Source organism: Pseudomonas sp. SWI7, from assembly GCF_006351945.1.
GTDB classification, from domain to species: domain Bacteria; phylum Pseudomonadota; class Gammaproteobacteria; order Pseudomonadales; family Pseudomonadaceae; genus Aquipseudomonas; species Aquipseudomonas fulva.
In genome coordinates, this window is the sequence record NZ_CP040930.1 from 3,050,481 (window position 1) to 3,074,251 (window position 23,771).

Here is a 23,771-nt window from a genome sequence, read left to right on the forward strand (position 1 = left end):
CGCCATGTGTCTGGCGGCAGGTAAACAGGTAGTTGCATGGCTTGTGCCAGGTTTTACGCTTCGCTTGATTCCTTTTAAATCAATGACTTACGTATCATCGCATCGTTCACCGCTCGTGCATTCTGCAACCTGCGCGATAAACCTGCATGCAAGATGCAAGTCCGCTAAAAGTTCCGTGTCTGTTTTTGTATTTACACGGGCACAGCCCAGTATAGATCCAAAAAAAAGGGCTCCCGCGGGAGCCCTTTGTGAAGCGCTAGGCGATCAGACGCCAGAAGCCTTCGCAGCCGCGACGTCCTTGATGGACAGCTTGATACGGCCGCGGTTATCCACGTCCAGTACCAGCACTTCGACTTCCTGACCTTCCTTGAGGATGTCGGTGACTTTCTCGACGCGCGCATCGCTCAGCATGGAGATGTGCACCAGGCCATCCTTGCCAGGCAGGATGTTGACGAAGGCGCCGAAGTCGACAATACGCTCGACCTTGCCCACGTAGATCTTGCCAATCTCGGCCTCGGCAGTGATGCCCAGGATGCGCTGCTTGGCAGCGTCTGCCGCTTCCTTGGTTTCGCCGAAGATCTTGATCGAGCCGTCGTCTTCGATATCGATCGAAGCCTTGGTCTCTTCGCAGATGGCGCGAATGGTGGCGCCGCCCTTGCCGATCACGTCGCGGATCTTGTCCGAGTCGATTTTCATGGCGATCATGGTCGGCGCGTTGGCCGACAGCTCGGTACGCGACTGGGCAATGATCTGGTTCATCTGGCCGAGGATGTTCAGGCGCGCTTCCAGGGCCTGGCCCAGGGCGATTTCCATGATCTCTTCGGTGATGCCGTTGATCTTGATGTCCATCTGCAGGGCGGTGACGCCCTTGGCGGTACCGGCTACCTTGAAGTCCATGTCGCCGAGGTGGTCTTCGTCACCCAGGATGTCGGTCAGAACGGCAAACTTCTCGCCTTCCTTGACCAGACCCATAGCGATACCGGCAACCGGTGCTTTCATCGGTACACCGGCATCCATCAGGGCCAGCGAGGCACCGCAGACCGAAGCCATGGAGCTGGAACCGTTGGACTCGGTGATTTCCGAGACGACACGGATGGTGTACGGGAACTCGCTGTCGCTTGGCAGCATCGCCTGCACGCCGCGACGCGCCAGACGACCGTGGCCGATTTCACGACGGCCAGCGCCGCCCATGCGACCACACTCACCGACCGAGAACGGTGGGAAGTTGTAGTGCAGCATGAAGGGGTCTTTCTTTTCGCCTTCCAGGGTGTCCAGCAACTGTGCGTCACGGGCAGTACCGAGGGTGGCAACGACCAGCGCCTGGGTTTCGCCACGGGTGAACAGTGCCGAGCCGTGGGTTTTGGGCAGAACACCGACTTCGATGTTCAGCGGGCGCACGGTGCGGGTGTCACGGCCGTCGATGCGCGGCTTGCCGTTCACGATGTTCTCGCGCACGGTGCGGTATTCCAGCTCGCCGAAGATTTCCTTGATCTGGCCAGCGGTCGGGCCGGCTTCTTCGTTGCTCAGGCGGGCAATGGCTTCATCGCGCAGCTGGCCCAGGCGGGTGTAGCGGTCCGCTTTCTGGGTGATGGTGTAGGCCTGCGACACCTGCTCGCCGAACTCGGCACGTACCAGGTTCATCAGCTCGGTGTTGGCGGCAGCGGGCTGCCAGTCCCACGTTGGCTTGCCGGCTTCGGCAGCCAGTTCCTTGACGGCCTGGATGACGGCCTGGAACTCATCGTGGGCGAACAGCACGGCGCCCAGCATCTGGTCTTCGGTGAGCTCTTTGGCTTCCGATTCAACCATCAGCACGGCGGTTTCGGTACCGGCGACGACCATGTCCAGGCTCGAAGCCGCCAGTTGCTCGTACGTTGGGTTCAGCAGGTAGCCGGTGCTTTCGTGGAAGGCAACGCGCGCCGCGCCAATCGGGCCTTCGAATGGAATGCCGGAGATGGCCAGGGCCGCCGAGGTACCGATCATCGCGGCGACATCGGGGTCGGTCTTCTTGCTGGTGGAAACCACGGTGCAGACGACCTGCACTTCGTTCATGAACCCTTCAGGGAACAGCGGACGGATCGGACGGTCGATCAGGCGCGAGGTCAGGGTTTCTTTCTCGGAAGGACGGCCTTCACGCTTGAAGAAACCACCGGGGATCTTGCCGGCAGCGTAGGTTTTTTCCTGGTAGTGAACCGACAACGGGAAGAAGCCCTTGCCTGGATCAGCTTGCTTGGCACCGACCACGGTCACCAGCACGGTGACGTCGTTGTCGACGGTGACCAGCACGGCGCCGGTTGCCTGACGGGCAATGCGGCCCGTTTCGAGAGTAACGGTCGATTGACCGAACTGGAATGTCTTGATTACCGGGTTCACGGTTTCCTACCTTCTTCAGTGGCTCTTGGGGGAACTGTTTTCTTGCGAATGCTTGGGCAGTGCAGGGAATCGGCCCTGTCTACCGTCCAGATACAACTCGAGGCCGGGAGCCTGGAACCGAACGAAAAAACCGCTCGAGTTACCAGGCTGCCAGCCTCGAAGTCATGCGTGGCGTGCCCCACGACAAGGCTGTGAAACAGCCCTGTCGAAGCCAGCGGCACGCCATGCACACCACCAACCAGGCCGCTATTAGCGACGCAGGCCCAGGCGAGCGATCAGCGCGCTGTAACGGGTGGTGTCTTTGCCCTTCAGGTAGTCCAGCAGCTTACGACGCTGGTTGACCATACGAATCAGACCACGACGGGAGTGGTGGTCTTTGTCGTTGGCCTTGAAGTGGCCTTGCAGCTTGTTGATGTTGGCGGTCAGCAGAGCAACCTGTACTTCCGGGCTACCGGTGTCGCCGGCGGCTTGCTGGTGTTCGGCAACGATCTTAGCTTTTTCTTCAACGCTGAGGGCCATGAGGCTTCTCCTGATTAAACGGACCCCGCGAACGGGTTCCAATAGGCCAGGGACTTAACCCTGTATCAATAGAAAGAGGTGTGACCGTGCCTACTGACAGCCACCCTCTGCTCCACGGACCTCGGCACCTGCCTAGGCCCATGGTTTCGGTCATTCCGACCGAATCAATCGACGTGGCGCGATCCGCCCGTCCTCGCTCACTTCACCGATACCGATGAAGCGGGCATTGTGATCCTGTACACGAACCATGCCGAATTGCGGCGCGTCCGGTGCACGCACTGCCTGCCCATGCAGCCAGTAGAACGCGCTGTGCTCGGACAGGCTCACCATCGGCCAATCCTGCAGCCCGCTGTCTGACGGCATGAGGAAACGATCGAGCGCTTCGTTGCCGCCTTCGGCGTGGGCCTGCTCGAGCTCCTCGAGGGTGACCGTCTGTGCCAGCGCGAAAGGCCCGGCCTGCGTCCTGCGCAGCTCTGCGACATACGCACCGCAGCCCAGCACTTCACCGATATCCTCCACCAGGGTACGAATATAGGTGCCTTTGCTGCAGCCAACGCTCAAGCGTGCACGGGTGCCTTCGCACTCGAGCAGTTCAAGACGGCTAATAGTAACAGAACGCGCCTCGCGCTCCACTACCTCTCCTGCACGCGCCAGCTTGTACAACGGCTGACCGTCACGCTTGAGAGCCGAGTACATGGGCGGTATCTGGCTGATCGGGCCACGAAAACCGGGCAATGCGGCTTCCAGTTCGGCGCGACCAACGGTCACCTCGCGGGTGCGCAGCACCTCGCCCTCGGCGTCGCCGGTGTTGGTCGTCTGGCCCAGTTGCATGACCGTCTCGTAACCCTTGTCGGAGTCGAGCAGGTATTGCGAAAACTTGGTGGCCTCGCCGAAGCACAGCGGCAAGACGCCAGTGGCCAGCGGGTCGAGGCTACCGGTGTGACCGGCCTTCTCTGCATTGAGCAACCAGCGCACCTTTTGCAAGGCAGCGTTGGAGGTGAAGCCCAAGGGCTTGTCCAGCAGGATGATGCCGCTGACATTGCGGCGAATGCGTTTGACCTGGGCCACCGATTACTCCTTGGTGCCAGACTCGTCGGCATCCTTGTGCAGGCGGTCTTCGGCCACTGCACGCTCGATCAATGCCGACAGGTGCACGCCACGGCTGACGCTTTCGTCGAAGTGGAAATGCAGTTGCGGCACGCTGCGCAGCTGCATGGAGCGACCCAGGTGCAGGCGCAGGAAGCTGGCGGCGCTGTTCAGGGCCTTGAGCGACTGCTGCACGGCATCGGAGGTTTCTTCACCCATCACGGTGATGAACACCTTGGCATGGCCCAGGTCGCGGCTCACATCCACAGCAGTGATGGTGACCAGACCGACACGCGGATCCTTGACTTCACGACGGATCAGCTCAGCCAGCTCGCGCTGCATCTGATCGCCAATGCGTTGGGTACGGCTATATTCTTTGGCCATTCTTGTTACCTGTAACGTAAAGCGGCAAACGCCCGGTCAGAACGATGCCTGACCGGGCGCTGCCTGAAGAGGTGCTGCAAAGCGCCCGCCAAGGCGCTTGCAGCCTGCTCACCCTCAGAGGGTACGAGCCACCTGGACTTTCTCGAACACTTCGATCTTGTCGCCGACCTTGACGTCGTTGTAGCTCTTCACGCCGATACCACACTCCATGCCGTTACGCACTTCGGCGGCATCGTCCTTGAAGCGGCGCAGCGATTCCAGCTCGCCCTCGAAGATGACCACGTCGTCGCGCAGTACGCGGATCGGACGGTTACGGTAGACGGTACCTTCGATGACCATACAGCCAGCGATGGCGCCGAACTTCGGCGAACGGAACACGTCACGCACTTCGGCGACGCCCAGAATGTTCTCGCGAACATCGCTGCCGAGCATGCCGGTCAGGGCTTTCTTGACGTCTTCGATGATGTCGTAGATCACGTTGTAGTAACGCATATCCAGACCTTCCTGCTCGACGATCTTGCGCGCACCGGCATCGGCACGCACGTTGAAGCCGAACAGTACTGCGTTCGAAGCCAGCGCCAGGTTGGCATCGCTCTCGGTGATACCACCTACGCCGCCACCAATGACACGGACCTGCACTTCGTCGTTGCCCAGGCCGCCGAGCGAACCCTGCAGCGCTTCGAGAGAACCGCGCACATCGGTCTTGAGAACGATGTTGAGCGTTTTCTTCTCTTCCTGACCCATGGTCTCGAAGATATTTTCCAGCTTGCCTGCGTGAGCACGGGCCAGCTTGACCTCGCGATACTTGCCTTGACGGAACATGGCAACTTCGCGGGCTTTCTTCTCGTCAGCCACTACCGACAGCTCGTCGCCGGCTTCCGGTGTGCCGTCCAGGCCAAGGATTTCGACCGGGATGGACGGGCCAGCTTCCTTCACAGGCTTGCCGTTCTCGTCCAGCATGGCGCGAACGCGGCCATAGTTGGAGCCGCACAGCACCATGTCGCCCTGACGCAGCGTACCGTCCTGAACCAGGATGGTAGCGACTGGGCCGCGGCCCTTGTCCAGACGCGATTCGACGACCACACCGCGCCCTGGGGCGGTCGGCGTAGCGGTCAACTCGAGGATCTCGGCCTGCAGCAGCACCGCTTCGAGCAGCTCGTCCACGCCGGTACCCATCTTGGCCGAAACCTTGACGAATGGCGTGTCACCACCCCAGTCCTCGGAGGTCACGCCTTCGACGGACAGCTCGTTACGGATGCGATCAAGGTCAGCACCAGGCTTGTCGATCTTGTTGACCGCAACCACCAGCGGTACGCCAGCTGCCTTGGCATGCTGAACGGCTTCGCGGGTTTGTGGCATCACGCCGTCGTCCGCCGCCACCACCAGGATGACGATGTCGGTCGCCTTGGCACCACGGGCACGCATCTGGGTAAACGCAGCGTGGCCAGGGGTGTCGAGGAAGGTGACCATGCCGCGGTCGGTTTCCACGTGGTAGGCACCGATGTGCTGGGTGATACCACCGGCTTCGCCAGCAGCAACCTTGGCACGACGGATGTAGTCGAGCAGCGAGGTCTTACCATGGTCGACGTGACCCATGACAGTGACGACCGGCGCACGGGACTCGGTCTGGCCTTCGAACTTCAGGGATTCGGCCAGGGAGTCTTCCAGGGCGGAATCGCTGATCAGCGTGACCTTGTGGCCCAGCTCTTCGGCGATCAGCTGAGCGGTTTCCTGATCGAGCACCTGGTTGATGGTCACCGGGGTGCCCATCTTGAACATGAACTTGACCACTTCAGCGCCCTTGACGGACATCTGGTTGGCAAGCTCGGAGACGGTGATGGTCTCGCCGATGGTCACGTCACGAATGACCGGACCGGTCGGGTTCTGGAAGCCGTGCTGGTTACGCTTCTTCAGCTTGCTCTTGCCACCACGACCACGACGAGCGCCATCGCTCTCTTCGTCGGTGGTACGCGGCGCGGCACGAGGCGTCGGAGCCTTTTCCTTTTCCTTGACCTTGACCTTGATCGACACACGTGGCGCCTCGCCACGACGACGGTCGTCATCACGGGTGCGGCTTTCGTTGCGACGGGTCTCGTCTTTCTTGCGCTCGGCCGCACGGGCGGCAGCGTCTTCCGACGTCGGCGCATTGGCTACGACCGGCGCAGCGGCAGGGGCAGAAGCCTGTTCTGCCTTAGCAGCCGGAGCCGGAGCGGAAGCGGCGGCATCAGCAGCCTGGCGACGCGCCTGCTCTTCGTTGCGCTGACGCACTTCAGCGTCAACCTTGTCGCGGGCAGCGTTTTCAGCTGCACGGCGCTCTTCGAGCTCACGCTTCTGCTCAGCCTGGATTTCTTCCGGGCTGCGCTGCACGAATACTTTCTTCTTGCGTACTTCTACGCTGATACTCTTACTACCGGCGACACGCAGGGTGCTGGTGGTTTTGCGCTGCAAGGTAATCTTGCGCGGTTCTTCCGCCTTGCTCTTGTGGCTGCTCTTCAAATGAGTCAGCAAGGTCTGCTTCTCATTGTCGGTCACTACCTGACCGGCGTCGGTGTGCGGCAGACCTGCCTCACGCATCTGCTGCAGCAGGCGCTCTACCGGTGCCTCGACCTCTTGGGCCAGTTCTTTCACCGTGACTTGCGTCATGCACTTCTCTCCTCAGGCCGCGCCTAATTACTCGAACCAGTGGGCTCGGGCGGCCATGATCAACTTGCCGGCACGCTCTTCGTCGATGCCGTCGATGTCGAGCAGGTCGTCGATCGACTGCTCGGCCAGGTCTTCGCGGTTAACCACGCCGCGCACCGCCAGTTCCGCCGCCAGGTCCTTGTCCATGCCCTCAAGGGAGAGCAGGTCTTCGGCCGGATGGGCGTCTGCCAGTTTTTCTTCGGTAGCGATGGCCTTGGTCAACAAACGGTCCTTGGCTCGAGCGCGGAGCTCATTGACGATATCTTCGTCAAAGCCATCGATGTTGAGCATTTCTTCCAACGGTACGTAGGCAATTTCTTCAAGGCTGGTGAAGCCTTCGTCGACCAGCACTTGGGCCAGCTCCTCGTCGACTTCCAGTTCATCGATGAAATTGCGCAGGATGTCGCCAGTTTCGGCTTGCTGCTTGGCCTGGATGTCCTTCTCGGTCATCACGTTCAGGGTCCAGCCAGTCAACTGACTGGCCAGGCGAACGTTCTGACCGCCACGGCCAATGGCTTGAGCCAGGTTGTCTTCGGCGACGGCGATGTCCATGGCATGGGCATCTTCATCAACGATGATCGCCGCGACTTCAGCCGGCGACATGGCGTTGATGACGAACTGCGCCGGGTTATCGTCCCAGAGAACGATATCCACACGCTCACCACCCAACTCTCCGGATACGGCCTGGACGCGCGACCCACGCATGCCGATGCAGGCGCCTTGCGGGTCGATGCGCTTGTCCTTGGAGCGGACGGCGATCTTGGCTCGCGAACCCGGATCACGGGAAGCGGCCATGACTTCGATGAGGCCTTCAGCGATTTCCGGCACTTCGATGCGGAAAAGCTCGATCAGCATCTGCGGCGCGGTGCGCGACAGGATCAGCTGAGGACCACGGTTTTCGGTGCGAATTTCCTTGAGCAGTGCACGCAGGCGCACACCCACACGGAAAGTTTCGCGGGCAATGATGTCTTCGCGGGCCAGCAACGCCTCGGCATTGTTGCCCAGGTCGACGATGACGTTGTCGCGGGTGACCTTCTTGACGGTACCGGAGATGATTTCGCCCACACGCTCACGGTAGGCATCGACCACCTGCGCACGCTCGGCCTCACGGACCTTCTGCACGATGACCTGCTTGGCGGTCTGCGCGGCGATGCGGCCGAACTCGATGGATTCGATCTTTTCTTCGATCACGTCGCCAATCTTGGCTTCGGGATGCGTGTCCTTGATCTTGTCCAGCCAGGTTTCGATGGCCGGATCATCGAGGTCGGCTTCATCGACCACGGTCCAACGACGGAAAGTCTCGTAGCTACCGGTGTGGCGGTTGATTTCCACACGCAGGTCGACTTCGTCTTCAAAACGTTTTTTGGTTGCGGTGGCCAGGGCCACCTCCAGCGCTTCGAAAATGACGCCGGGCGGTACACCTTTTTCGTTGGATACCGATTCAACAACCAGCAGTACTTCTTTGCTCATCGTACGCCTCGCCTTGCGCAAGCCATTGGGCCCGGATAATCCGTCGGGCCCGGCACGTCTCAGTCAAAACTGGGAATAATATTGGCCTTGTCGATCGAATCGATCGGCAGTAGGAACTCCTGGTCGTCCACCTGGACCACCACATCCTGCTCCTCCACACCGCGGAGAAGGCCCTGGAAGTTACGACGACCCTCGAAGGGTGAGCGCAGCTTGATCTTCACTTGTTCGCCGGCATGCGAGGCAAACTGTTCCAGTGTGAACAGTGGGCGATCCATGCCTGGAGAAGACACCTCGAGGGTGTACTCGCTGCTGATCGGATCCTCGACATCCAGGATGGCGCTGGCTTGACGGCTGACAGCTTCGCAGTCCTCCACCAGAATGCCGCCTTCCTTGTCGATGTAGATACGCAATACCGAATGCTTGCCCTGGGAAACGAATTCGATCCCCCAGCATTGATAGCCCAGACCCTCGACAACCGGGGCCAACAAGGCCTGCAACTGTTCTAGCTTGCTCGACACCTGAACCCCCTCGTGCATGCTGTGCAAATAAAAAATGGGCGAAGCGCCCATCCCTGAAAGCGCCGTTGGACAACGACGCCTGAACTGTTCGGTTAGCAAAAAGCCCCTGAAAAGGGGCTTCGCTGAAGCTGGTTGCGGGGGCTGGATTTGAACCAACGACCTTCGGGTTATGAGCCCGACGAGCTACCAAGCTGCTCCACCCCGCGACAAAGCTGGGGCGAAAGTATAAGACCGAACCCACTTGAGGGTCAAATCCAAACCTTCACCTGCAAGAAAGCCCGCCAAGGCGGGCTCTCAAGCTTTAAATGGTACCGAGAAGGGGACTCGAACCCCTACACCCTATGGGCACAACCACCTCAAGGTTGCGTGTCTACCAATTCCACCACCTCGGCAATACTACTTTGAAACCCGTTACTTCTGCTCTTCTGCCGGAGGAGGTACATCACCCGAATTAGGAGTGGCTTCGCTCTTCTGTTCTTGGAGCACCGGTACATCATCATTGATGGCCGGTTTTGGCTGCTCTTTCACTTCTAGCACGGCTGGATCTGGAAGACCTGCTTGGCTAAGCTGGTGAGCTTGTTGCTTCGCGAAGTATCCTAACCCAAGTGCTGTCAAAAAGAAAGTGGCAGCGAGTATTGCAGTGAATTTACTTAGGAAGGTGGCAGAGCCCTGACTTCCGAAGACGGTATTGGAAGCACCCGCACCAAAAGATGCACCGGCTTCCGCCCCCTTACCCTGTTGCAACAGTACCAGCACTACCAGCGAAAGCGCTGCCAACAGATGAAAAACAACGATGACTGTTTCCAGCATTTGTTCAGTTTCCTGCGGCGCGACAAATTGCACCGAATTCGTCTGCGTTCAGGGAAGCCCCACCAATGAGACCCCCATCGATATCCGGCATGCCGAACAGTTCGGCCGCATTGGCCGCCTTCACGCTGCCGCCGTAGAGCAACTGCACCTTCGCAGCCACTTCAGCATCTTTTGCCGCCAGCTGGCCGCGGATGGCGGCGTGCACATCCTGGGCCTGCTGAGGCGTGGCCGTTAGGCCAGTGCCGATGGCCCATACAGGCTCATAGGCAATTACCGCATTGGCAAACACACTAACACCGAAAGCTTCGATGATACTGTTGAGTTGACGCCCAACAACTTCGAGCGTTTTGCCGGCCTCGCGCTCTTCAAGGGTTTCCCCAATACAGAGCACGGGCTTCAAACCTTTGGCCTGAGCCGCTGCAAACTTGCGATTCAGCACTTCGTCATCTTCGCCGATTACCTGGCGACGTTCCGAATGGCCAATCAACACCAACTTGCAACCTGCTTCAACCAGCTGTTCCGGAGCAACTTCACCGGTCAGCGCGCCCTGTTCGGGCATTACCGCAGAATTCTGTGCACCGACGATAATACCCTTGCCGTCGAGTTCGGCAACCACTTGGTTGATGAACAAGGTTGGCGGGAATACCGCGACTTCCACTCCGCTCGGCAGGGCAAGATTGCGCAAACCCTCGGTCAGCTCAGCGACGCTGGCGCGGGTACCGTGCATCTTCCAGTTACCAGCAACCATAGGGCGACGCATGCTTTACCTCGTCGGTCAAAGTGGGCGCAGATCTTACCCAACCAGATTCGCGCTGGCAAGCGGCTTCAGGCACAAACTTCTGCGACGCGCTTTGCCAGTGCTTCGGCATGCAGACGCACCTGGTGTTCATCCTCACCTTCGACCATGACGCGCAACAGCGGCTCGGTCCCGGATTTACGCAGCAACACCCGCCCACGGCCTGCCAGGGCCTCTGTGACCTGCGCGCTGGCTTGCTTGACGTCCGGGTGCTCGAGGGGGTCCACGTCGCCTGCACTGAAGCGCACGTTGATCAGCACTTGCGGGCATTTGCGCAGCGCCTGGCGCGCCTGGGCCAGGGTCTCGCCACGGCGCTTGAGCGCCATCAGCACCTGCAGCGCAGCGATGATCGCATCCCCTGTGGTGGTGTAGTTGCAGCACACCACGTGGCCGGAATTTTCCCCACCCACCAGCCACTCGCGCTCGAGCAGCTCGGCCATGACGTAGCGGTCACCGACCTTGGCACGCACGAATGGGATATCCAGGTCCTTGAGTGCAAGCTCCAGCCCCAGGTTGCTCATGAGCGTGCCTACCACGCCCCCTTGCAGCTTGCCGCGGTCATGCAGGTCGCGCGCAATGATGAACAGCAGCTCGTCACCGTCGACGATCGCGCCGGTGTGATCGACCATCAACACACGGTCGCCATCACCGTCGAAAGCGATGCCCAGGTCTGCGTGGCCGACCAGCACGGCGGCCTGCAGCGACTCGATGTGGGTCGAACCACAGCCCTCGTTGATGTTCAGGCCATCAGGCTGGGCGTGCAGCACAGTCACATCGGCACCCAACTCACGGAACACGCTGGGCGCGACCTTGTACGTGGCGCCATGGGCGCAGTCGACCACCAGCTTGAGGCCGGCGAAGCTGGTGCTGCTGGGCACGCTGCTCTTGCAGAACTCGATGTAGCGACCGGCTGCGTCGTTGATGCGCGAAACCTTGCCCAGCTTGCTCGACTCCACGACGGTCATGGGCTGATCGAGCAGTTCCTCGATCATCAGCTCCACTTCGTCCGGCAACTTGGTGCCCTGCCCCGAGAAGAACTTGATGCCATTGTCATCGTGCGGGTTGTGCGAGGCACTGATGACGATACCGGCTTCGGCATGGAAGGTGCGGGTCAGGTAGGCGATGGCAGGCGTGGGCATCGGGCCCAGCAGCATCACATCGGCGCCTGCGGCCGAAAGACCAGCTTCGAGCGCGGATTCGAACATGTAGCCGGAGATCCGCGTGTCCTTGCCCACCAGCACGCGGCAATGGCCTTGTTTGCGAAACGCCATGCCAGCCGCCCAGCCAAGCTTGAGCATGAACTCTGGGGTGATCGGGTATTCGCCGACGCGGCCACGAATGCCGTCGGTACCAAAATATTTTCTGCTCATAGGAACTCCAATGTTCTTATTCGGCGTGCTGAACGGCGGCGATCATGCGGACCACGTCAACGGTTTGCGCTACATCATGCACGCGCAGGATCCTTGCGCCCTTGGTCACGGCCAGCGCCGCGAGCGCCAGGCTGCCATAAAGACGCTCATCCACAGGACGCTCGAGCGTCAGGCCGATCATGCTTTTACGGGAAACGCCTACCAGCAGCGGACGCCCCAGGCGATGGAGCGCTTCGAGGTGCTTGAACAGGCTGAGATTGTGGGCCAGGGTCTTGGCGAAACCGAAGCCTGGATCGAGCACGATGCGGTCGGCCTCGATGCCCGCGTCCGCACAGGCCACCATGCGCTGCTGGAGGTAGCGCGCCACGTCCTGGGTGACATTCTCATAATGCGGGTCGTCCTGCATGGTGCCCGGCTCGCCGCGCATGTGCATCAGGCACACCGGCAGCCCGGTTGCAGCAGCGGCATCCAGCGCCCCATCGCGCTCGAGGGCGCGCACATCGTTGATCAGGCCAGCGCCCAGGCGGGCGGCTTCGCGCATGACGGCAGGCGTGGACGTATCCACCGACACCACGACATCGAGATGACGGTGGATGGCCTCGACCATCGGCGCCACGCGCTCAAGCTCTTCGGTGACCGAAACGGGCCGCGCACCCGGGCGGGTGGACTCCCCGCCCACATCGATCAGCGTGGCGCCTGCAGCCACCATTGCCTCGGCGTGGCGCAAAGCCTCGTCGCGCTGACTGAAGCGGCCACCGTCGGAGAAGGAATCGGGCGTGACATTGAGAATACCCATGACATGGGTACGCGACAAATCAAGAACCCGATTGCCGCAAGGCAATCGGGTCGGGTGCTGCACTGAGCTCATAGGTGCCCTTAGTGTTGAGCCGCTGGACCACCGATGGGCGATTCCGGGCGGTCACCCTGGGCAGCCGGTGTACCGGAAGCCGAATCATCATCCCAATCGCGAGGTTCGCGAGGCGTACGGCCGGCCATGATATCGTCGATCTGCTCGGCGTCGATGGTTTCGTACTTCATCAAGGCTTCGGCCATTGCATCGAGCTTGTCGCGGTTCTCGGTCAGCAGCTGCTTGGCAGTGGCGTAGCACTGGTCGATGATGCTGCGCACTTCGGAGTCGATCAGCTTGGCCGTCTCACCGGAAACACTGGTCTGCTGGCTGCCTGCGCTACGACCCAGGAACACTTCGCCGTCTTCTTCGGCATACATCAGCGGGCCCAGCTTCTCGGACAGGCCCCACTTGGTGACCATGTTCCGCGCGATCTGGCTGGCACGCATGATGTCGTTGGAAGCGCCGGTGGTGACGCCGTCGAAGCCCAGGGTCATCTCCTCGGCGATACGACCGCCGTAGAGGGAGCAGATCTGGCTGATCAGCGCACGCTTGGACAGGCTGTAGCGGTCTTCTTCGGGCAGGAACATGGTCACACCCAGTGCACGACCCCGCGGGATGATCGACACCTTGTAGACCGGATCGTGCTCGGGCACCAGGCGACCGACGATCGCGTGACCGGCTTCGTGGTAGGCCGTGTTCTGCTTTTCCTTTTCGGACATGACCATGGTCTTGCGCTCAGCGCCCATCATGATCTTGTCCTTGGCCAGCTCGAACTCCTTCATGTCGACCAGGCGCTTGTTGGCGCGAGCGGCGAACAGCGCGGCTTCGTTGACCAGGTTGGCAAGGTCTGCACCGGAGAAGCCCGGCGTACCACGGGCAATGACGGCCGGGTTGACGTTGTCGCCGATCGGCGCCTTGCGCATGTGCACTTTAAGAATCTGCTCACGACCCCGAATGTCCGGCAGGCCAACGACGACCTGACGGTCGAAGCGACCGGGGCGCAGCAGCGCAGGGTCGAGCACGTCAGGGCGGTTGGTCGCGGCGATGACGATGATGCCATCGTTCATCTCGAAGCCGTCCATCTCTACCAGCAACTGGTTGAGGGTCTGCTCACGCTCGTCGTGACCCCCGCCCATGCCAGCCCCACGGTGACGGCCGACGGCGTCGATCTCGTCGATGAAGATGATGCACGGGGCGTGCTTCTTGGCCTGCTCGAACATGTCGCGCACACGGCTGGCACCGACACCGACGAACATTTCAACGAAGTCCGAACCGGAAATGGTGAAGAACGGCACCTTGGCCTCGCCTGCAATGGCCTTGGCCAGCAGGGTCTTACCGGTACCGGGCGGGCCCACCATCAGCACACCGCGCGGAATGCGGCCGCCCAAGCGCTGGAACTTGCCCGGGTCGCGCAGGAACTCGACCAGCTCGCCCACTTCTTCCTTGGCCTCGTCGCAACCGGCGACGTCAGCCAGGGTGGTCTTGACCTGGTCCTCGGAGAGCAGGCGCGCCTTGCTCTTGCCAAAGCTCATGGGGCCACCCTTGCCACCTGCCCCGCCTTGCATCTGGCGCATGAAGAACATGAACACGGCAATAATGACCAGGATCGGGAAGCTGGCAACCAGCAACTGGGTCCAGATGCTCTGCTGCTCGGGCTGCTTGCCCTCAACGGTAACGTGGTTGTCCACCAGGTCGCCGATCAGGCCGTTGTCGGTGATCGCCGGGCGCACGGTCTTGAAGCTGTCGCCGTCGGAGCGCTTGCCGGTGATGATGTAACCGTCGACGGTCACTCGCTCGACCTTGCCATCCTTGACCTGCTGGATGAAGTCGGAGTAGTTGAGGGTCTGCGGCTCGTTAGGGCTGGAGAAGTTGTTCATCACCGTCACCAGGACAGCTGCGATGATCAACCACAGGATCAGATTCTTTGCCATGTCGTTCAATTCGCTACCCTCTGAGGCCGGCGCACGACGCAGCCGTGCCTCGCATGATATTCATCGCCCTAACTTACTACATTGCCCACGCAACCGCAGGCACCGTCTGTAACCCTTTGTGAAATCCAGACTACACGAAGTTCGGACGATCCTGACGCCGTGGCCGATTGGAATTAACTATCGGCCGCTGCGCTTAGTACCGTTCACGCGCCCTTGAACCCCTTGCCAAGCAGGTACTGCTCGCGGGAGCGATCCCGCGATGAAGACGGTTTGCGCATCTGTACCTTGTCGAACTTGGTGCGCACGTCCTTGAGGTACACATCGAAACCTTCACCCTGGAAGATCTTGATCAGGAAATCACCGCCGGGCCGAAGCACGCGGGTTGCCAAATCCAGGGCCAGCTCGCAAAGGAACATGGCTCGCGGTATGTCGACCGCGGGCGTACCACTCATATTGGGGGCCATGTCCGAAATCACAAGGTCTACGTGTGAATCGCCGACGGCTTCGAGAATTTGCCGTAGCACCTCGTCCTGGGTGAAGTCCCCCTGAATGAAGGTGACATCGGGGATTGAGTCCATCTCCAGGATGTCGGAGGCGATCAGTCGACCCTGACCACCAATCAGACGACTGGTCACCTGGGACCAGCCGCCCGGCGCCGCGCCCAGGTCGATGACACTCATGCCAGGACGGATCAGGCGGTCCTTTTCCTGGATCTCAAGCAGCTTGTAGCTTGCTCGCGAGCGGTAGCCGTCCTTCTGCGCCTGTTTGACGAAAGGGTCGTTGAAATGCTCTCGCAGCCAGTTTGCGCTGCTTTTGGAACGTTGTACCACGGGGCACCTCGATGATATGCGTGGTGATTGACTGGGCGGAGCCGGTGGCCCTCGGGTAAAATGCCGGTCAATTTTACAGAATCAGACGGAAAGGGTCAGATTATGCCGCTCAATAACGAGCAGAAGAAGCAATACAAATCCATTGGTCATGACCTCAAGCCGGTCCTGATCGTTGCTGGCAACGGTTTGAATGAAGGCGTCGTCGCCGAATTGGAACGCGCATTGGCCGACCACGAGCTGATCAAGGTCGAAATTCGTTCCGAAGACCGCGAAGAGCGTGCCGAGACCATTGCCGCGCTGTGCAAGGCCGGCCGCGCCGAGCTGGTTCAGACCATCGGCAAGAAGGCGCTGATCTACCGCAAGAACCCTCAGCCGAACAAGCAGCTGTCCAACGTCCACCGTTACAAGTAACGGTGGCGCCGCTCAGTGGCGCGAATGTCGCGCCCTGAGTGGAACGGGCTGGGCGACCAGCACGATGCCGGAAAAGCCCAGCACCAGGAAACAGAACATCTGCCAGCGCTCGCCCACGGAGATCCCGTAGCGCAAGGTGTAGTAGCCGATGCAGGCCCCAAGGCCCAGCAACAGCATCTGGCCACGGAACTGGCGCCACCAGGCAGCCAGGCCTTCCACCCTCGCCAATACGGCCAGCTGGGTGATCAAGCCGAGCAGTGCCACGCCGATCAACCAACGGTCGATCTGCCCGGCAATGTCCTGGACAAGCAATGGCGCAAGGCCGCTGACTTTCAACGCAGGCACCAACCCCACGTGGAACACCCACAGGCCACCGACCCAGAATACCTGGGCCAGCTGCCAGAGGATCCCCTCGAGGGAAGGCGCCCGCAGGCGCCGGTCAGATGTGCTTGACTTCGACAATCTCGTACTCGACCGTACCGTTTGGCGTCTTGACGACAACGGTGTCACCCTCTTCCTTGCCAATGATGGCGCGAGCGATCGGCGCACTGCTGGACAGCTTGCCTTTCTTCACGTCGGCTTCATCCTCGCCAACGATCTGGTAGGTGACCTGATCACCCGTCTCGGTGTTTTCCAGATCGACGGTAGTGCCGAAAATGACCTTGCCCGTATGGGCAATGGTGGTCACGTCGATCACGACCGAGTTCTGCAAACGGCCTTCGATGTCGCGGATACGGGCCTCGACCATGCCCTGCTCCTCGCGGGCGGCATGGTACTCGGCGTTCTCCTTCAAGTCACCCAGCTCACGCGCTTCACCAATGGCTTGGCTCAGGCGCGGGCGCTCGGTCTTGCTCAGAAAGAGCAGTTCTTCTTCCAGGGCGCGAGCGCCCTGGACGGTCATCGGGTATTTGGTCATGCTCATGCTTTGAGTCCTGCGTGCAGATCCTGCAGGCGGCGAACGGTTTTTTCCGGACCGAATTTCAGCGCCTCGCAGATGGCTTCACCGGCCGCAATGGTCGTGGTGCAGTAGATCTTGTGCTGCAGCGCATTGCGGCGAATCGAGTAGGAATCGGCGATCGACTGACGGCCTTCGGTGGTGTTGATGATCAACGACACTTCGTCGTTCTTGATCATGTCGACCACATGAGGACGGCCTTCGGTCACCTTGTTCACGCGGCGCACCTTCAAGCCGGCCGCCTCGATGACCTTGGCGGTACCTGCGGTTGCCACCACTTCGAAGCCCAGGGCGATCAGGTCGCGGGCAACGCCGGCCACTTGCGGCTTGTCGTCGTCGCGCACGCTGATGAACGCAGTGCCACCGGTCGGCAGTACTTCGCTGGCACCCATCTGGGCCTTGGCGAAGGCTTCACCGAAGCTGTCACCGACACCCATTACTTCACCGGTCGATTTCATCTCAGGGCCGAGGATCGGGTCAACCCCTGGGAACTTGGCGAACGGGAAGACGGCTTCCTTCACGCTGTAGAAGTTGGGGATGATTTCCTGGGTGAAGCCCAGTTCCTTCAGGGTTTTGCCTGCCATGACGCGGGCGGCGATCATGGCCAGCGACGTGCCGATGCACTTGGACACGAACGGTACGGTACGCGAGGCACGCGGGTTGACTTCGATCACGTAGATCTTGTCGCCCTGCAGGGCCAGCTGCACGTTCATCAGCCCAACTACGCCCAGCTCCAGGGCCATTTTCTTGACCTGCACACGCACTTCATCCTGCACTTCCTTGCTCAGCGAGTAAGGTGGCAGCGAACATGCCGAGTCACCGGAGTGAACGCCGGCCTGCTCGATGTGCTGCATGATGGCGCCGATAACCACATCGGTACCGTCGCAGACCGCATCCACGTCCATCTCGATGGCGCAGTTGAGGAAGTGGTCCAGCAGCACCGGGCTGTCGTTGGACACCTGAACGGCTTCGCGCAGGTAGCGCTTGAGCTCGTCCAGTTCGTAGACGATCTCCATGGCACGACCACCCAGGACGTAGGATGGACGCACGACCAGCGGGTAGCCGATGGTGCCAGCGGCGCTGATGGCCTCTTCTTCGCTGCGCACGGTGGCGTTTGGCGGCTGCAGCAGGTTGAGGCGCTGCACCATCTGCTGGAAGCGCTCACGGTCTTCGGCACGGTCGATGGCGTCGGGGCTGGTGCCGATGATCGGCACGCCGGCTTCTTCCAGGGCGCGGGCAAGCTTGAGCGGGGTCTGGCCGCCGTAGTGCACGATCACGCCCTTGGGCTTCTCGACGCGGCAGACTTCCAGCACGTCTTCCAGCGTCAGCGGCTCGAAGTACAGACGGTCGGAGGTGTCGTAGTCGGTGGAAACGGTTTCCGGGTTGCAGTTGACCATGATGGTCTCGTAACCGTCGTCACGCAGCGCCAAGGCGGCGTGCACGCAGCAGTAGTCGAACTCGATGCCCTGCCCGATGCGGTTGGGGCCACCGCCGAGGATCATGATCTTGTCGCGGGTCGACGGGTTCGCCTCGCACTCCTCCTCGTAGGTGGAATACAGGTAGGCGGTGTCGGTGGCGAACTCGGCGGCGCAGGTGTCGACGCGCTTGTACACCGGGAACACTTCCAGCTTGTGGCGGTGACGGCGCAGGGTCTTGTCGGTGATGCCCAGCAGCTTGGCCAGACGCTGGTCCGAGAAGCCCTTGCGCTTGAGGCGCAGCATGCAGTCCTTGTCGATCGCGGTGAGGGCCAGGGTCTTGACCTTTTCCTCTTCCTTGATCAGGTCTTCCATCTGCACCAGGAACCACATGTCGATGCCGGTCAGGTCGAAGATCTGCTCGCAGGTCATGCCCGAACGCATGGCGTCGGCCACATACCAGATGCGCTCGGCGCCCGGCACGGTCAGCTCGCGCTTGAGGATGCTGGCAGCCTCGGGGCTGGCCAGGTCGACTTTCGGGTCGAGGCCGCAGGCGCCGACTTCCAGGCCGCGCAGGGCCTTCTGCAAGGATTCCTGGAAAGTACGGCCGATGGCCATGACTTCACCGACCGATTTCATCTGGGTCGTCAGGCGAGCGTCGGCCTTCGGGAATTTCTCGAAAGCAAAGCGTGGCAGCTTGGTCACCACGTAGTCGATCGACGGCTCGAAGGAAGCCGGGGTGCGGCCACCGGTGATGTCGTTCTGCAGCTCGTCCAAGGTGTAGCCGATGGCCAGCTTGGCGGCGATCTTGGCGATCGGGAAGCCGGTAGCTTTCGAGGCCAGGGCCGAGGAACGCGACACACGCGGGTTCATCTCGATGACGACCATGCGGCCGGTGTTCGGGCAAATGCCGAACTGCACGTTGGAACCGCCGGTCTCGACACCGATTTCACGCAGCACCGCCAGGGAGGCGTTGCGCATGATCTGGTATTCCTTGTCGGTCAGGGTCTGCGCCGGGGCGACGGTGATCGAGTCGCCGGTGTGCACGCCCATCGGGTCGAAGTTTTCGATGGAGCAGACGATGATGCAGTTGTCCTTCTTGTCGCGGACCACCTCCATCTCGTATTCCTTCCAGCCGATCAGCGACTCGTCGATCAGCAGTTCCTTGGTCGGCGACAGGTCCAGGCCACGGGTGCAGATTTCTTCGAATTCTTCGCGGTTATAGGCGATGCCGCCGCCAGTGCCGCCCATGGTGAACGACGGACGAATGATGCACGGGAAGCCAAGCTTCTCGAGCACCGCATTGGCCTCTTCCATGCTGTGGGCGATACCGGAGCGCGGGCACTCCAGGCCGATGTCCTTCATGGCCTTGTCAAAGCGCGAACGGTCTTCGGCCTTGTCGATGGTGTCGGCATTGGCGCCGATCATTTCCACGCCGAACTTCTCCAGAACGCCATGGCGCTCCAGGTCCAGGGCGCAGTTCAGCGCAGTCTGGCCACCCATGGTCGGCAGGACGGCGTCAGGGCGCTCTTTCTCGATGATCTTGGCCACCGACTGCCACTTGATCGGCTCGATGTAGGTGGCGTCGGCCATGGCCGGGTCGGTCATGATGGTGGCTGGGTTGGAGTTCACCAGGATGACGCGGAACCCCTCCTCGCGCAGGGCTTTGCAAGCCTGGGCGCCGGAGTAGTCGAATTCGCAGGCCTGGCCGATCACGATCGGGCCAGCGCCGAGAATCAGGATGCTTTTGATGTCTGTACGTTTTGGCATGGTTGTCACTCAAATCCGGGGTCAGTCGGCAAGCCGCATTGAACAATCTGGGTCAGGCGCATCCGGGCATGGCACATGCCGCCCGGGGCCTTGAAGCAGGAGGCTCAGCGGCGCTTGGCCATGGCATCGGTGAAACGATCGAACAGGGGCGCGACGTCGGTCGGGCCTGGGCTCGCTTCAGGGTGGCCCTGGAAGCTGAACGCGCTCTTGTCGGTGCGCTCGATACCCTGCAGGGTGCCGTCGAACAACGACTTGTGAATGGCGCGCACGTTGCCAGGCAAGGTCGCTTCGTCTACCGCAAAGCCGTGGTTCTGGCTGGTGATCATGACCACACCGGTATCGAGGTCCTGAACCGGGTGGTTGGCACCGTGGTGGCCGTGGCCCATCTTCACGGTCTTGGCGCCGGAGGCCAAGGCCAGCAGCTGGTGACCCAGGCAGATGCCGAAGACCGGGATGTCGGTTTCCAGGATTTCCTTGATCGCCTGAATGGCGTAGTCGCAAGGCTCAGGGTCGCCCGGGCCGTTGGACAGGAAAACGCCGTCCGGGTTGAGAGCCAGCACTTCGCTCGCCGGCGTCTGGGCCGGTACCACGGTGACGCGGCAGCCACGGGCGACCAGCATGCGCAGGATGTTCAGCTTGACGCCGTAGTCGAACGCAACCACATGGTAAGGCAGGTCGGCAGCTTCGAGGGTGGGGTGGCTGTCGGTCTTGAGCTCCCACACGCTGGAGCGCCATTCGTAGCGTTCCTTGGTGGAAACCACCTTGGCCAGGTCCATGCCTTTAAGGCCTGGGAAGCCGCGCGCAGCAGCGATCGCGGCTTCTTCGCTGATGTCGTCACCGGCCAGGATGCAGCCGTTCTGAGCGCCCTTTTCACGCAGGATTCGGGTCAGGCGGCGGGTGTCGATACCCGCAATGGCCACCACGTTGTTGGCCTTGAGGTACTCGGGCAGCGACTGAGTGTTACGCCAGTTGCTGGCCAGCAGCGGGAGATCGCGAATGACCAGGCCGGCCGACCAGACGCGGTTGGATTCTGCGTCCTCCGGCGTGGTGCCGGTGTTGCCGATGTGCGGGTAGGTCAGGGTAACGATTTGCTGCGCGTAGGAAGGGTCTGTAAGGATTTCCTGGTAGCCGGTCATAGCGGTGTTGAATACCACCTCACCAACGGTCTGGCCGTCGGCACCGATTGCCTCACCGCGGAAAATACTGCCGTCGGCAAGGGCGAGTATGGCTGGCTTTGTCAAGAAGACCTCCCGAAAATCAAGCATGAAAGGGCGATCGCAGGTTGCAAAAAAGCGGAGTGACGTATGGACACGTCACCCCGCTTTTATGTGCTGAATTCAATTCGCTGCGCGCTTTTAGTGGACACACTAAAGCTGTAGCTTACAGAAAAGTGCGTTTTGGGTCTACCGCATATGTGCCTCTTAAACACATGAATGCGACAGACCGCTGTCAGAGCCACGCGCCAGAAGCGAGCCCCACCGCCTAGACCCGCACAGGTGCGCGTCAGCGGTGGCAGGTTGCCCTGGTCACGACCGATGGCTCAGTGCAGCTCGAGCACATCCTGCATGTCGTACAGGCCAGGCTCGCGCCCGTCCAGCCACAAAGCCGCTCGCACGGCACCCTTGGCGAATGTCATGCGGCTGGAGGCCTTGTGGGTGATCTCCAGGCGCTCGCCTTCGGCAGCGAACAGCACCGTGTGATCACCGACCACATCGCCGGCGCGCACCGTGGCAAAGCCGATGGTCTTGCGATCACGTGCACCGGTCTGCCCTTCGCGGCCATACACCGCCACTTCCTGCAGGTCGCGCCCCAGCGCATTGGCCACCACTTCACCCATGCGCAGCGCGGTGCCCGAAGGCGCATCGACCTTATGGCGGTGATGCGCCTCGAGGATCTCGATATCGACGTCATCGCCCAGCACACGCGCCGCGATGTCCAGCAGCTTGAGGCTGAGGTTGACGCCCACACTGAAGTTGGCCGCGAACACGATCGGGATGTCTTTGCCCGCTTCGGCCAGCAGGTGCTTTTCTTCCACGGTGAACCCGGTGGTGCCGATGACCATGGCCTTGCCATGCTTGCGGCAGAACGCCAGGTTCTTCAGGGTGACCGATGGATGGGTGAAGTCGATCAGCACGTCGAAGTCATCGGCAACCTTGGCCAGGTCGTCTGACAGCAGCACGCCAATGCGCCCCAGGGCCGCCAACTCGCCTGCATCCGCACCCACCAGCGTGCTGTCCGGGCGGTCGATGGCAGCCGTGAGTCCGGCACCTGCGGTTTGCTGCACGGCTTCGACGAGGGTCTTGCCCATTCGCCCTGCCGCGCCCATCACTGCAATACGTCGCATAGCCTTTTCCTTGTCAGAGATCGCCGAAGAAACGCTTCACGCCATCGAACCAGCCATTGGCCTTGGGCGAATGGGAGCTGTCGCCTTCGAGCGAATCACGCAGCTCTTCAAGCAGCTCGCGCTGGCGACGGCTGAGGTTGACCGGCGTCTCCACCGCCACGCGGCACAGTAGATCGCCCGCACCACCACCGCGCACAGGCGCCACGCCCTTGCCACGCAGGCGGAACTGCTTGCCGGTCTGGGTGCCTTCGGGAATGCGCAGCTTGACCCGACCGTCGAGGGTTGGCACCTCGAGTTCGCCACCGAGCGCAGCATCGGTGAAGCTGATCGGCACTTCGCAGTACAAGTGCTTGCCATCACGCTGGAAGATCTCGTGCTCACGCACGTTGATCACCACGTACAGGTCACCGGTCGGCCCACCGTGCGCGCCGGCTTCGCCCTCGCCCGACAGGCGTATGCGATCACCGGTGTCGACGCCTGCTGGCACCTTGACCGACAGGGTCTTGTATTCCTCGACCCGGCCTTCGCCATGGCAGGCGCCACAAGGGTCGGTGATGATCTTGCCCTGGCCATGGCAGCGCGGGCAGGTCTGCTGCACCGAGAAGAAGCCCTGCTGCATGCGCACCTGGCCGATACCGCCGCAGGTCGGGCACGTCGACGGGGTGGAGCCTTTCTTCGCACCGCTGCCATCGCACGGCTGGCAGTTGACCAGCGTCGGCACGCGAATGCTGACCGTGGTGCCGCGTACGGCTTCTTCCAGGTTCAGCTCCAGGGTGTAGCGCAGGTCGCTGCCGCGCTGGGCGCCACCGCGTCCACCACCCCGGCCGCCGCCGAAGAAATCGCTGAACACATCACCGAAGATATCGGAGAAGTTGGCGCCCCCGAAACCGGCCCCGCCGCCACCCATGCTCGGGTCGACACCGGCATGGCCATACTGGTCGAACGCTGCGCGCTTGCTGGCGTCCGACAGGACCTCGTAGGCCTCGTTGGCTTCCTTGAATTTGTCTTCGGACTCTTTGTCACCCGGGTTGCGGTCAGGGTGGTACTTCATCGCCAACCGGCGATAGGCTTTCTTGAGGTCAGCATCCGTGGCGCCGCGCTCGACACCCAGGACCTCATAATAATCACGCTTGGACATAGGTCATTTGCACCTTGTTGGGCGTCCGGCATCTGCGCCGCGCCGTCAGCACCTGCTCCCCATGAGGGGCTGACAAATGCTGCAAAAATTCTCGAATTCCAGATACGTCAACGCGGGAGCAA

General features: G+C 61.2%; 20 protein-coding genes and 2 tRNA genes. 1 reads left to right on the forward strand and 21 read right to left on the reverse strand.

The annotated features are described in order from the left end of the window. Positions 1-264: 264 nt before the first annotated feature. From pnp to rlmE, 15 genes are all read right to left on the reverse strand, one after another. Positions 265-2,370: a polyribonucleotide nucleotidyltransferase gene (pnp, locus tag FH041_RS14010; protein ID WP_023533183.1), complete on the reverse strand. Its 2,106-nt coding sequence runs from the start codon at positions 2,368-2,370 to the stop codon at positions 265-267. Between the two features lie 249 nt (positions 2,371-2,619). Beyond that, positions 2,620-2,889 (reverse strand): 30S ribosomal protein S15, encoded by a 270-nt coding sequence (gene rpsO, locus FH041_RS14015; protein WP_023533188.1) that lies wholly within the window; start codon positions 2,887-2,889, stop codon positions 2,620-2,622. Between the two features lie 150 nt (positions 2,890-3,039). Beyond that, entirely contained in the window at positions 3,040-3,957 is a 918-nt protein-coding gene (gene truB, locus FH041_RS14020) for a tRNA pseudouridine(55) synthase TruB (protein WP_027915407.1), read from the reverse strand. Positions 3,958-3,960: 3 nt separating this feature from the next. After that, the gene (rbfA, locus tag FH041_RS14025; protein ID WP_028687810.1) at positions 3,961-4,359 is read right to left on the reverse strand and encodes a 30S ribosome-binding factor RbfA; all 399 of its coding nucleotides are present in this window, start codon (positions 4,357-4,359) and stop codon (positions 3,961-3,963) included. A 114-nt stretch (positions 4,360-4,473) separates the two neighbouring features. Beyond that, entirely contained in the window at positions 4,474-7,002 is a 2,529-nt protein-coding gene (infB, locus tag FH041_RS14030) for a translation initiation factor IF-2 (protein WP_027915408.1), read from the reverse strand. A 27-nt stretch (positions 7,003-7,029) separates the two neighbouring features. Further along, positions 7,030-8,511 carry a transcription termination factor NusA gene (gene nusA, locus FH041_RS14035; RefSeq protein ID WP_023533184.1) on the reverse strand — a complete coding sequence of 494 codons (1,482 nt, stop codon included), beginning with the start codon at positions 8,509-8,511 and terminating at the stop codon, positions 7,030-7,032. 59 nt (positions 8,512-8,570) lie between these two features. Then, positions 8,571-9,029: a ribosome maturation factor RimP gene (gene rimP, locus FH041_RS14040; RefSeq protein WP_027915409.1), complete on the reverse strand. Its 459-nt coding sequence runs from the start codon at positions 9,027-9,029 to the stop codon at positions 8,571-8,573. A gap of 129 nt (positions 9,030-9,158) precedes the next feature. Next, positions 9,159-9,235, reverse strand: a tRNA-Met gene (locus FH041_RS14045). Between the two features lie 100 nt (positions 9,236-9,335). Next, positions 9,336-9,421: transfer RNA gene (locus FH041_RS14050), tRNA-Leu, on the reverse strand. Positions 9,422-9,440: 19 nt separating this feature from the next. Next, positions 9,441-9,839, reverse strand: coding sequence for a preprotein translocase subunit SecG (gene secG / locus FH041_RS14055; RefSeq protein ID WP_027915410.1), 399 nt, complete (start codon positions 9,837-9,839; stop codon positions 9,441-9,443). Positions 9,840-9,843: 4 nt separating this feature from the next. After that, positions 9,844-10,599 (reverse strand): triose-phosphate isomerase, encoded by a 756-nt coding sequence (tpiA, locus tag FH041_RS14060; protein WP_027915411.1) that lies wholly within the window; start codon positions 10,597-10,599, stop codon positions 9,844-9,846. 65 nt (positions 10,600-10,664) lie between these two features. Beyond that, complete coding sequence (gene glmM / locus FH041_RS14065) at positions 10,665-12,005, reverse strand: phosphoglucosamine mutase (protein ID WP_027915412.1); 1,341 nt, start codon at positions 12,003-12,005, stop codon at positions 10,665-10,667. A gap of 16 nt (positions 12,006-12,021) precedes the next feature. Further along, positions 12,022-12,873: a dihydropteroate synthase gene (folP, locus tag FH041_RS14070; RefSeq protein WP_049696584.1), complete on the reverse strand. Its 852-nt coding sequence runs from the start codon at positions 12,871-12,873 to the stop codon at positions 12,022-12,024. A gap of 8 nt (positions 12,874-12,881) precedes the next feature. Continuing rightward, positions 12,882-14,786 (reverse strand): ATP-dependent zinc metalloprotease FtsH, encoded by a 1,905-nt coding sequence (gene ftsH / locus FH041_RS14075; RefSeq protein WP_027915414.1) that lies wholly within the window; start codon positions 14,784-14,786, stop codon positions 12,882-12,884. Positions 14,787-14,989: 203 nt separating this feature from the next. Continuing rightward, on the reverse strand, positions 14,990-15,616 hold the full coding sequence (rlmE, locus tag FH041_RS14080) for a 23S rRNA (uridine(2552)-2'-O)-methyltransferase RlmE (protein WP_027915415.1): 627 nt from the start codon (positions 15,614-15,616) through the stop codon (positions 14,990-14,992). A 102-nt stretch (positions 15,617-15,718) separates the two neighbouring features. Here rlmE and yhbY point away from each other — a divergent pair, with 102 nt between their 5' ends. After that, positions 15,719-16,027, forward strand: a complete 309-nt coding sequence (gene yhbY, locus FH041_RS14085) for a ribosome assembly RNA-binding protein YhbY (RefSeq protein ID WP_023533185.1) — start codon at positions 15,719-15,721, stop codon at positions 16,025-16,027. Between the two features lie 12 nt (positions 16,028-16,039). On the opposite strand, the gene FH041_RS14090 is transcribed toward yhbY, so the two are convergent. The 6 genes from FH041_RS14090 to dnaJ all read right to left on the reverse strand — a co-directional run bounded on the left by FH041_RS14090 (position 16,040) and on the right by dnaJ (position 23,649). Further along, entirely contained in the window at positions 16,040-16,489 is a 450-nt protein-coding gene (locus tag FH041_RS14090; RefSeq protein ID WP_080992917.1) for an MFS transporter, read from the reverse strand. Continuing rightward, a complete protein-coding gene (greA, locus tag FH041_RS14095) occupies positions 16,467-16,949 on the reverse strand; it encodes a transcription elongation factor GreA (RefSeq protein ID WP_173645884.1) in 483 nt (160 codons plus the stop codon). The genes FH041_RS14090 and greA overlap by 23 nt, the downstream gene beginning before the upstream one ends. Continuing rightward, positions 16,946-20,167 (reverse strand): carbamoyl-phosphate synthase large subunit, encoded by a 3,222-nt coding sequence (gene carB, locus FH041_RS14100; RefSeq protein WP_027915418.1) that lies wholly within the window; start codon positions 20,165-20,167, stop codon positions 16,946-16,948. The genes greA and carB overlap by 4 nt, the downstream gene beginning before the upstream one ends. A 104-nt stretch (positions 20,168-20,271) precedes the next feature. Beyond that, positions 20,272-21,408 (reverse strand): glutamine-hydrolyzing carbamoyl-phosphate synthase small subunit, encoded by a 1,137-nt coding sequence (gene carA / locus FH041_RS14105; protein ID WP_027915419.1) that lies wholly within the window; start codon positions 21,406-21,408, stop codon positions 20,272-20,274. A gap of 299 nt (positions 21,409-21,707) precedes the next feature. Next, complete coding sequence (gene dapB / locus FH041_RS14110; RefSeq protein WP_028687807.1) at positions 21,708-22,511, reverse strand: 4-hydroxy-tetrahydrodipicolinate reductase; 804 nt, start codon at positions 22,509-22,511, stop codon at positions 21,708-21,710. Between the two features lie 13 nt (positions 22,512-22,524). Beyond that, complete coding sequence (gene dnaJ, locus FH041_RS14115) at positions 22,525-23,649, reverse strand: molecular chaperone DnaJ (protein ID WP_027915421.1); 1,125 nt, start codon at positions 23,647-23,649, stop codon at positions 22,525-22,527. Positions 23,650-23,771: the final 122 nt, after the last annotated feature.

Bases quoted from the DNA above. Each gene is read 5' to 3' on its own strand.
- rpsO (WP_023533188.1), bottom strand. From the start codon at position 2,889: ATGGCCCTCAGCGTTGAAGAAAAAGCTAAGATCGTTGCCGAACACCAG.
- rbfA (WP_028687810.1), bottom strand. From the start codon at position 4,359: ATGGCCAAAGAATATAGCCGTACCCAACGCATTGGCGATCAGATGCAG.
- infB (WP_027915408.1), bottom strand. From the start codon at position 7,002: ATGACGCAAGTCACGGTGAAAGAACTGGCCCAAGAGGTCGAGGCACCG.
- nusA (WP_023533184.1), bottom strand. From the start codon at position 8,511: ATGAGCAAAGAAGTACTGCTGGTTGTTGAATCGGTATCCAACGAAAAA.
- secG (WP_027915410.1), bottom strand. From the start codon at position 9,839: ATGCTGGAAACAGTCATCGTTGTTTTTCATCTGTTGGCAGCGCTTTCG.
- tpiA (WP_027915411.1), bottom strand. From the start codon at position 10,599: ATGCGTCGCCCTATGGTTGCTGGTAACTGGAAGATGCACGGTACCCGC.
- glmM (WP_027915412.1), bottom strand. From the start codon at position 12,005: ATGAGCAGAAAATATTTTGGTACCGACGGCATTCGTGGCCGCGTCGGC.
- folP (WP_049696584.1), bottom strand. From the start codon at position 12,873: ATGAGCTCAGTGCAGCACCCGACCCGATTGCCTTGCGGCAATCGGGTT.
- ftsH (WP_027915414.1), bottom strand. From the start codon at position 14,786: ATGGCAAAGAATCTGATCCTGTGGTTGATCATCGCAGCTGTCCTGGTG.
- yhbY (WP_023533185.1), top strand. From the start codon at position 15,719: ATGCCGCTCAATAACGAGCAGAAGAAGCAATACAAATCCATTGGTCAT.
- greA (WP_173645884.1), bottom strand. From the start codon at position 16,949: ATGAGCATGACCAAATACCCGATGACCGTCCAGGGCGCTCGCGCCCTG.
- carB (WP_027915418.1), bottom strand. From the start codon at position 20,167: ATGCCAAAACGTACAGACATCAAAAGCATCCTGATTCTCGGCGCTGGC.
- dapB (WP_028687807.1), bottom strand. From the start codon at position 22,511: ATGCGACGTATTGCAGTGATGGGCGCGGCAGGGCGAATGGGCAAGACC.
- dnaJ (WP_027915421.1), bottom strand. From the start codon at position 23,649: ATGTCCAAGCGTGATTATTATGAGGTCCTGGGTGTCGAGCGCGGCGCC.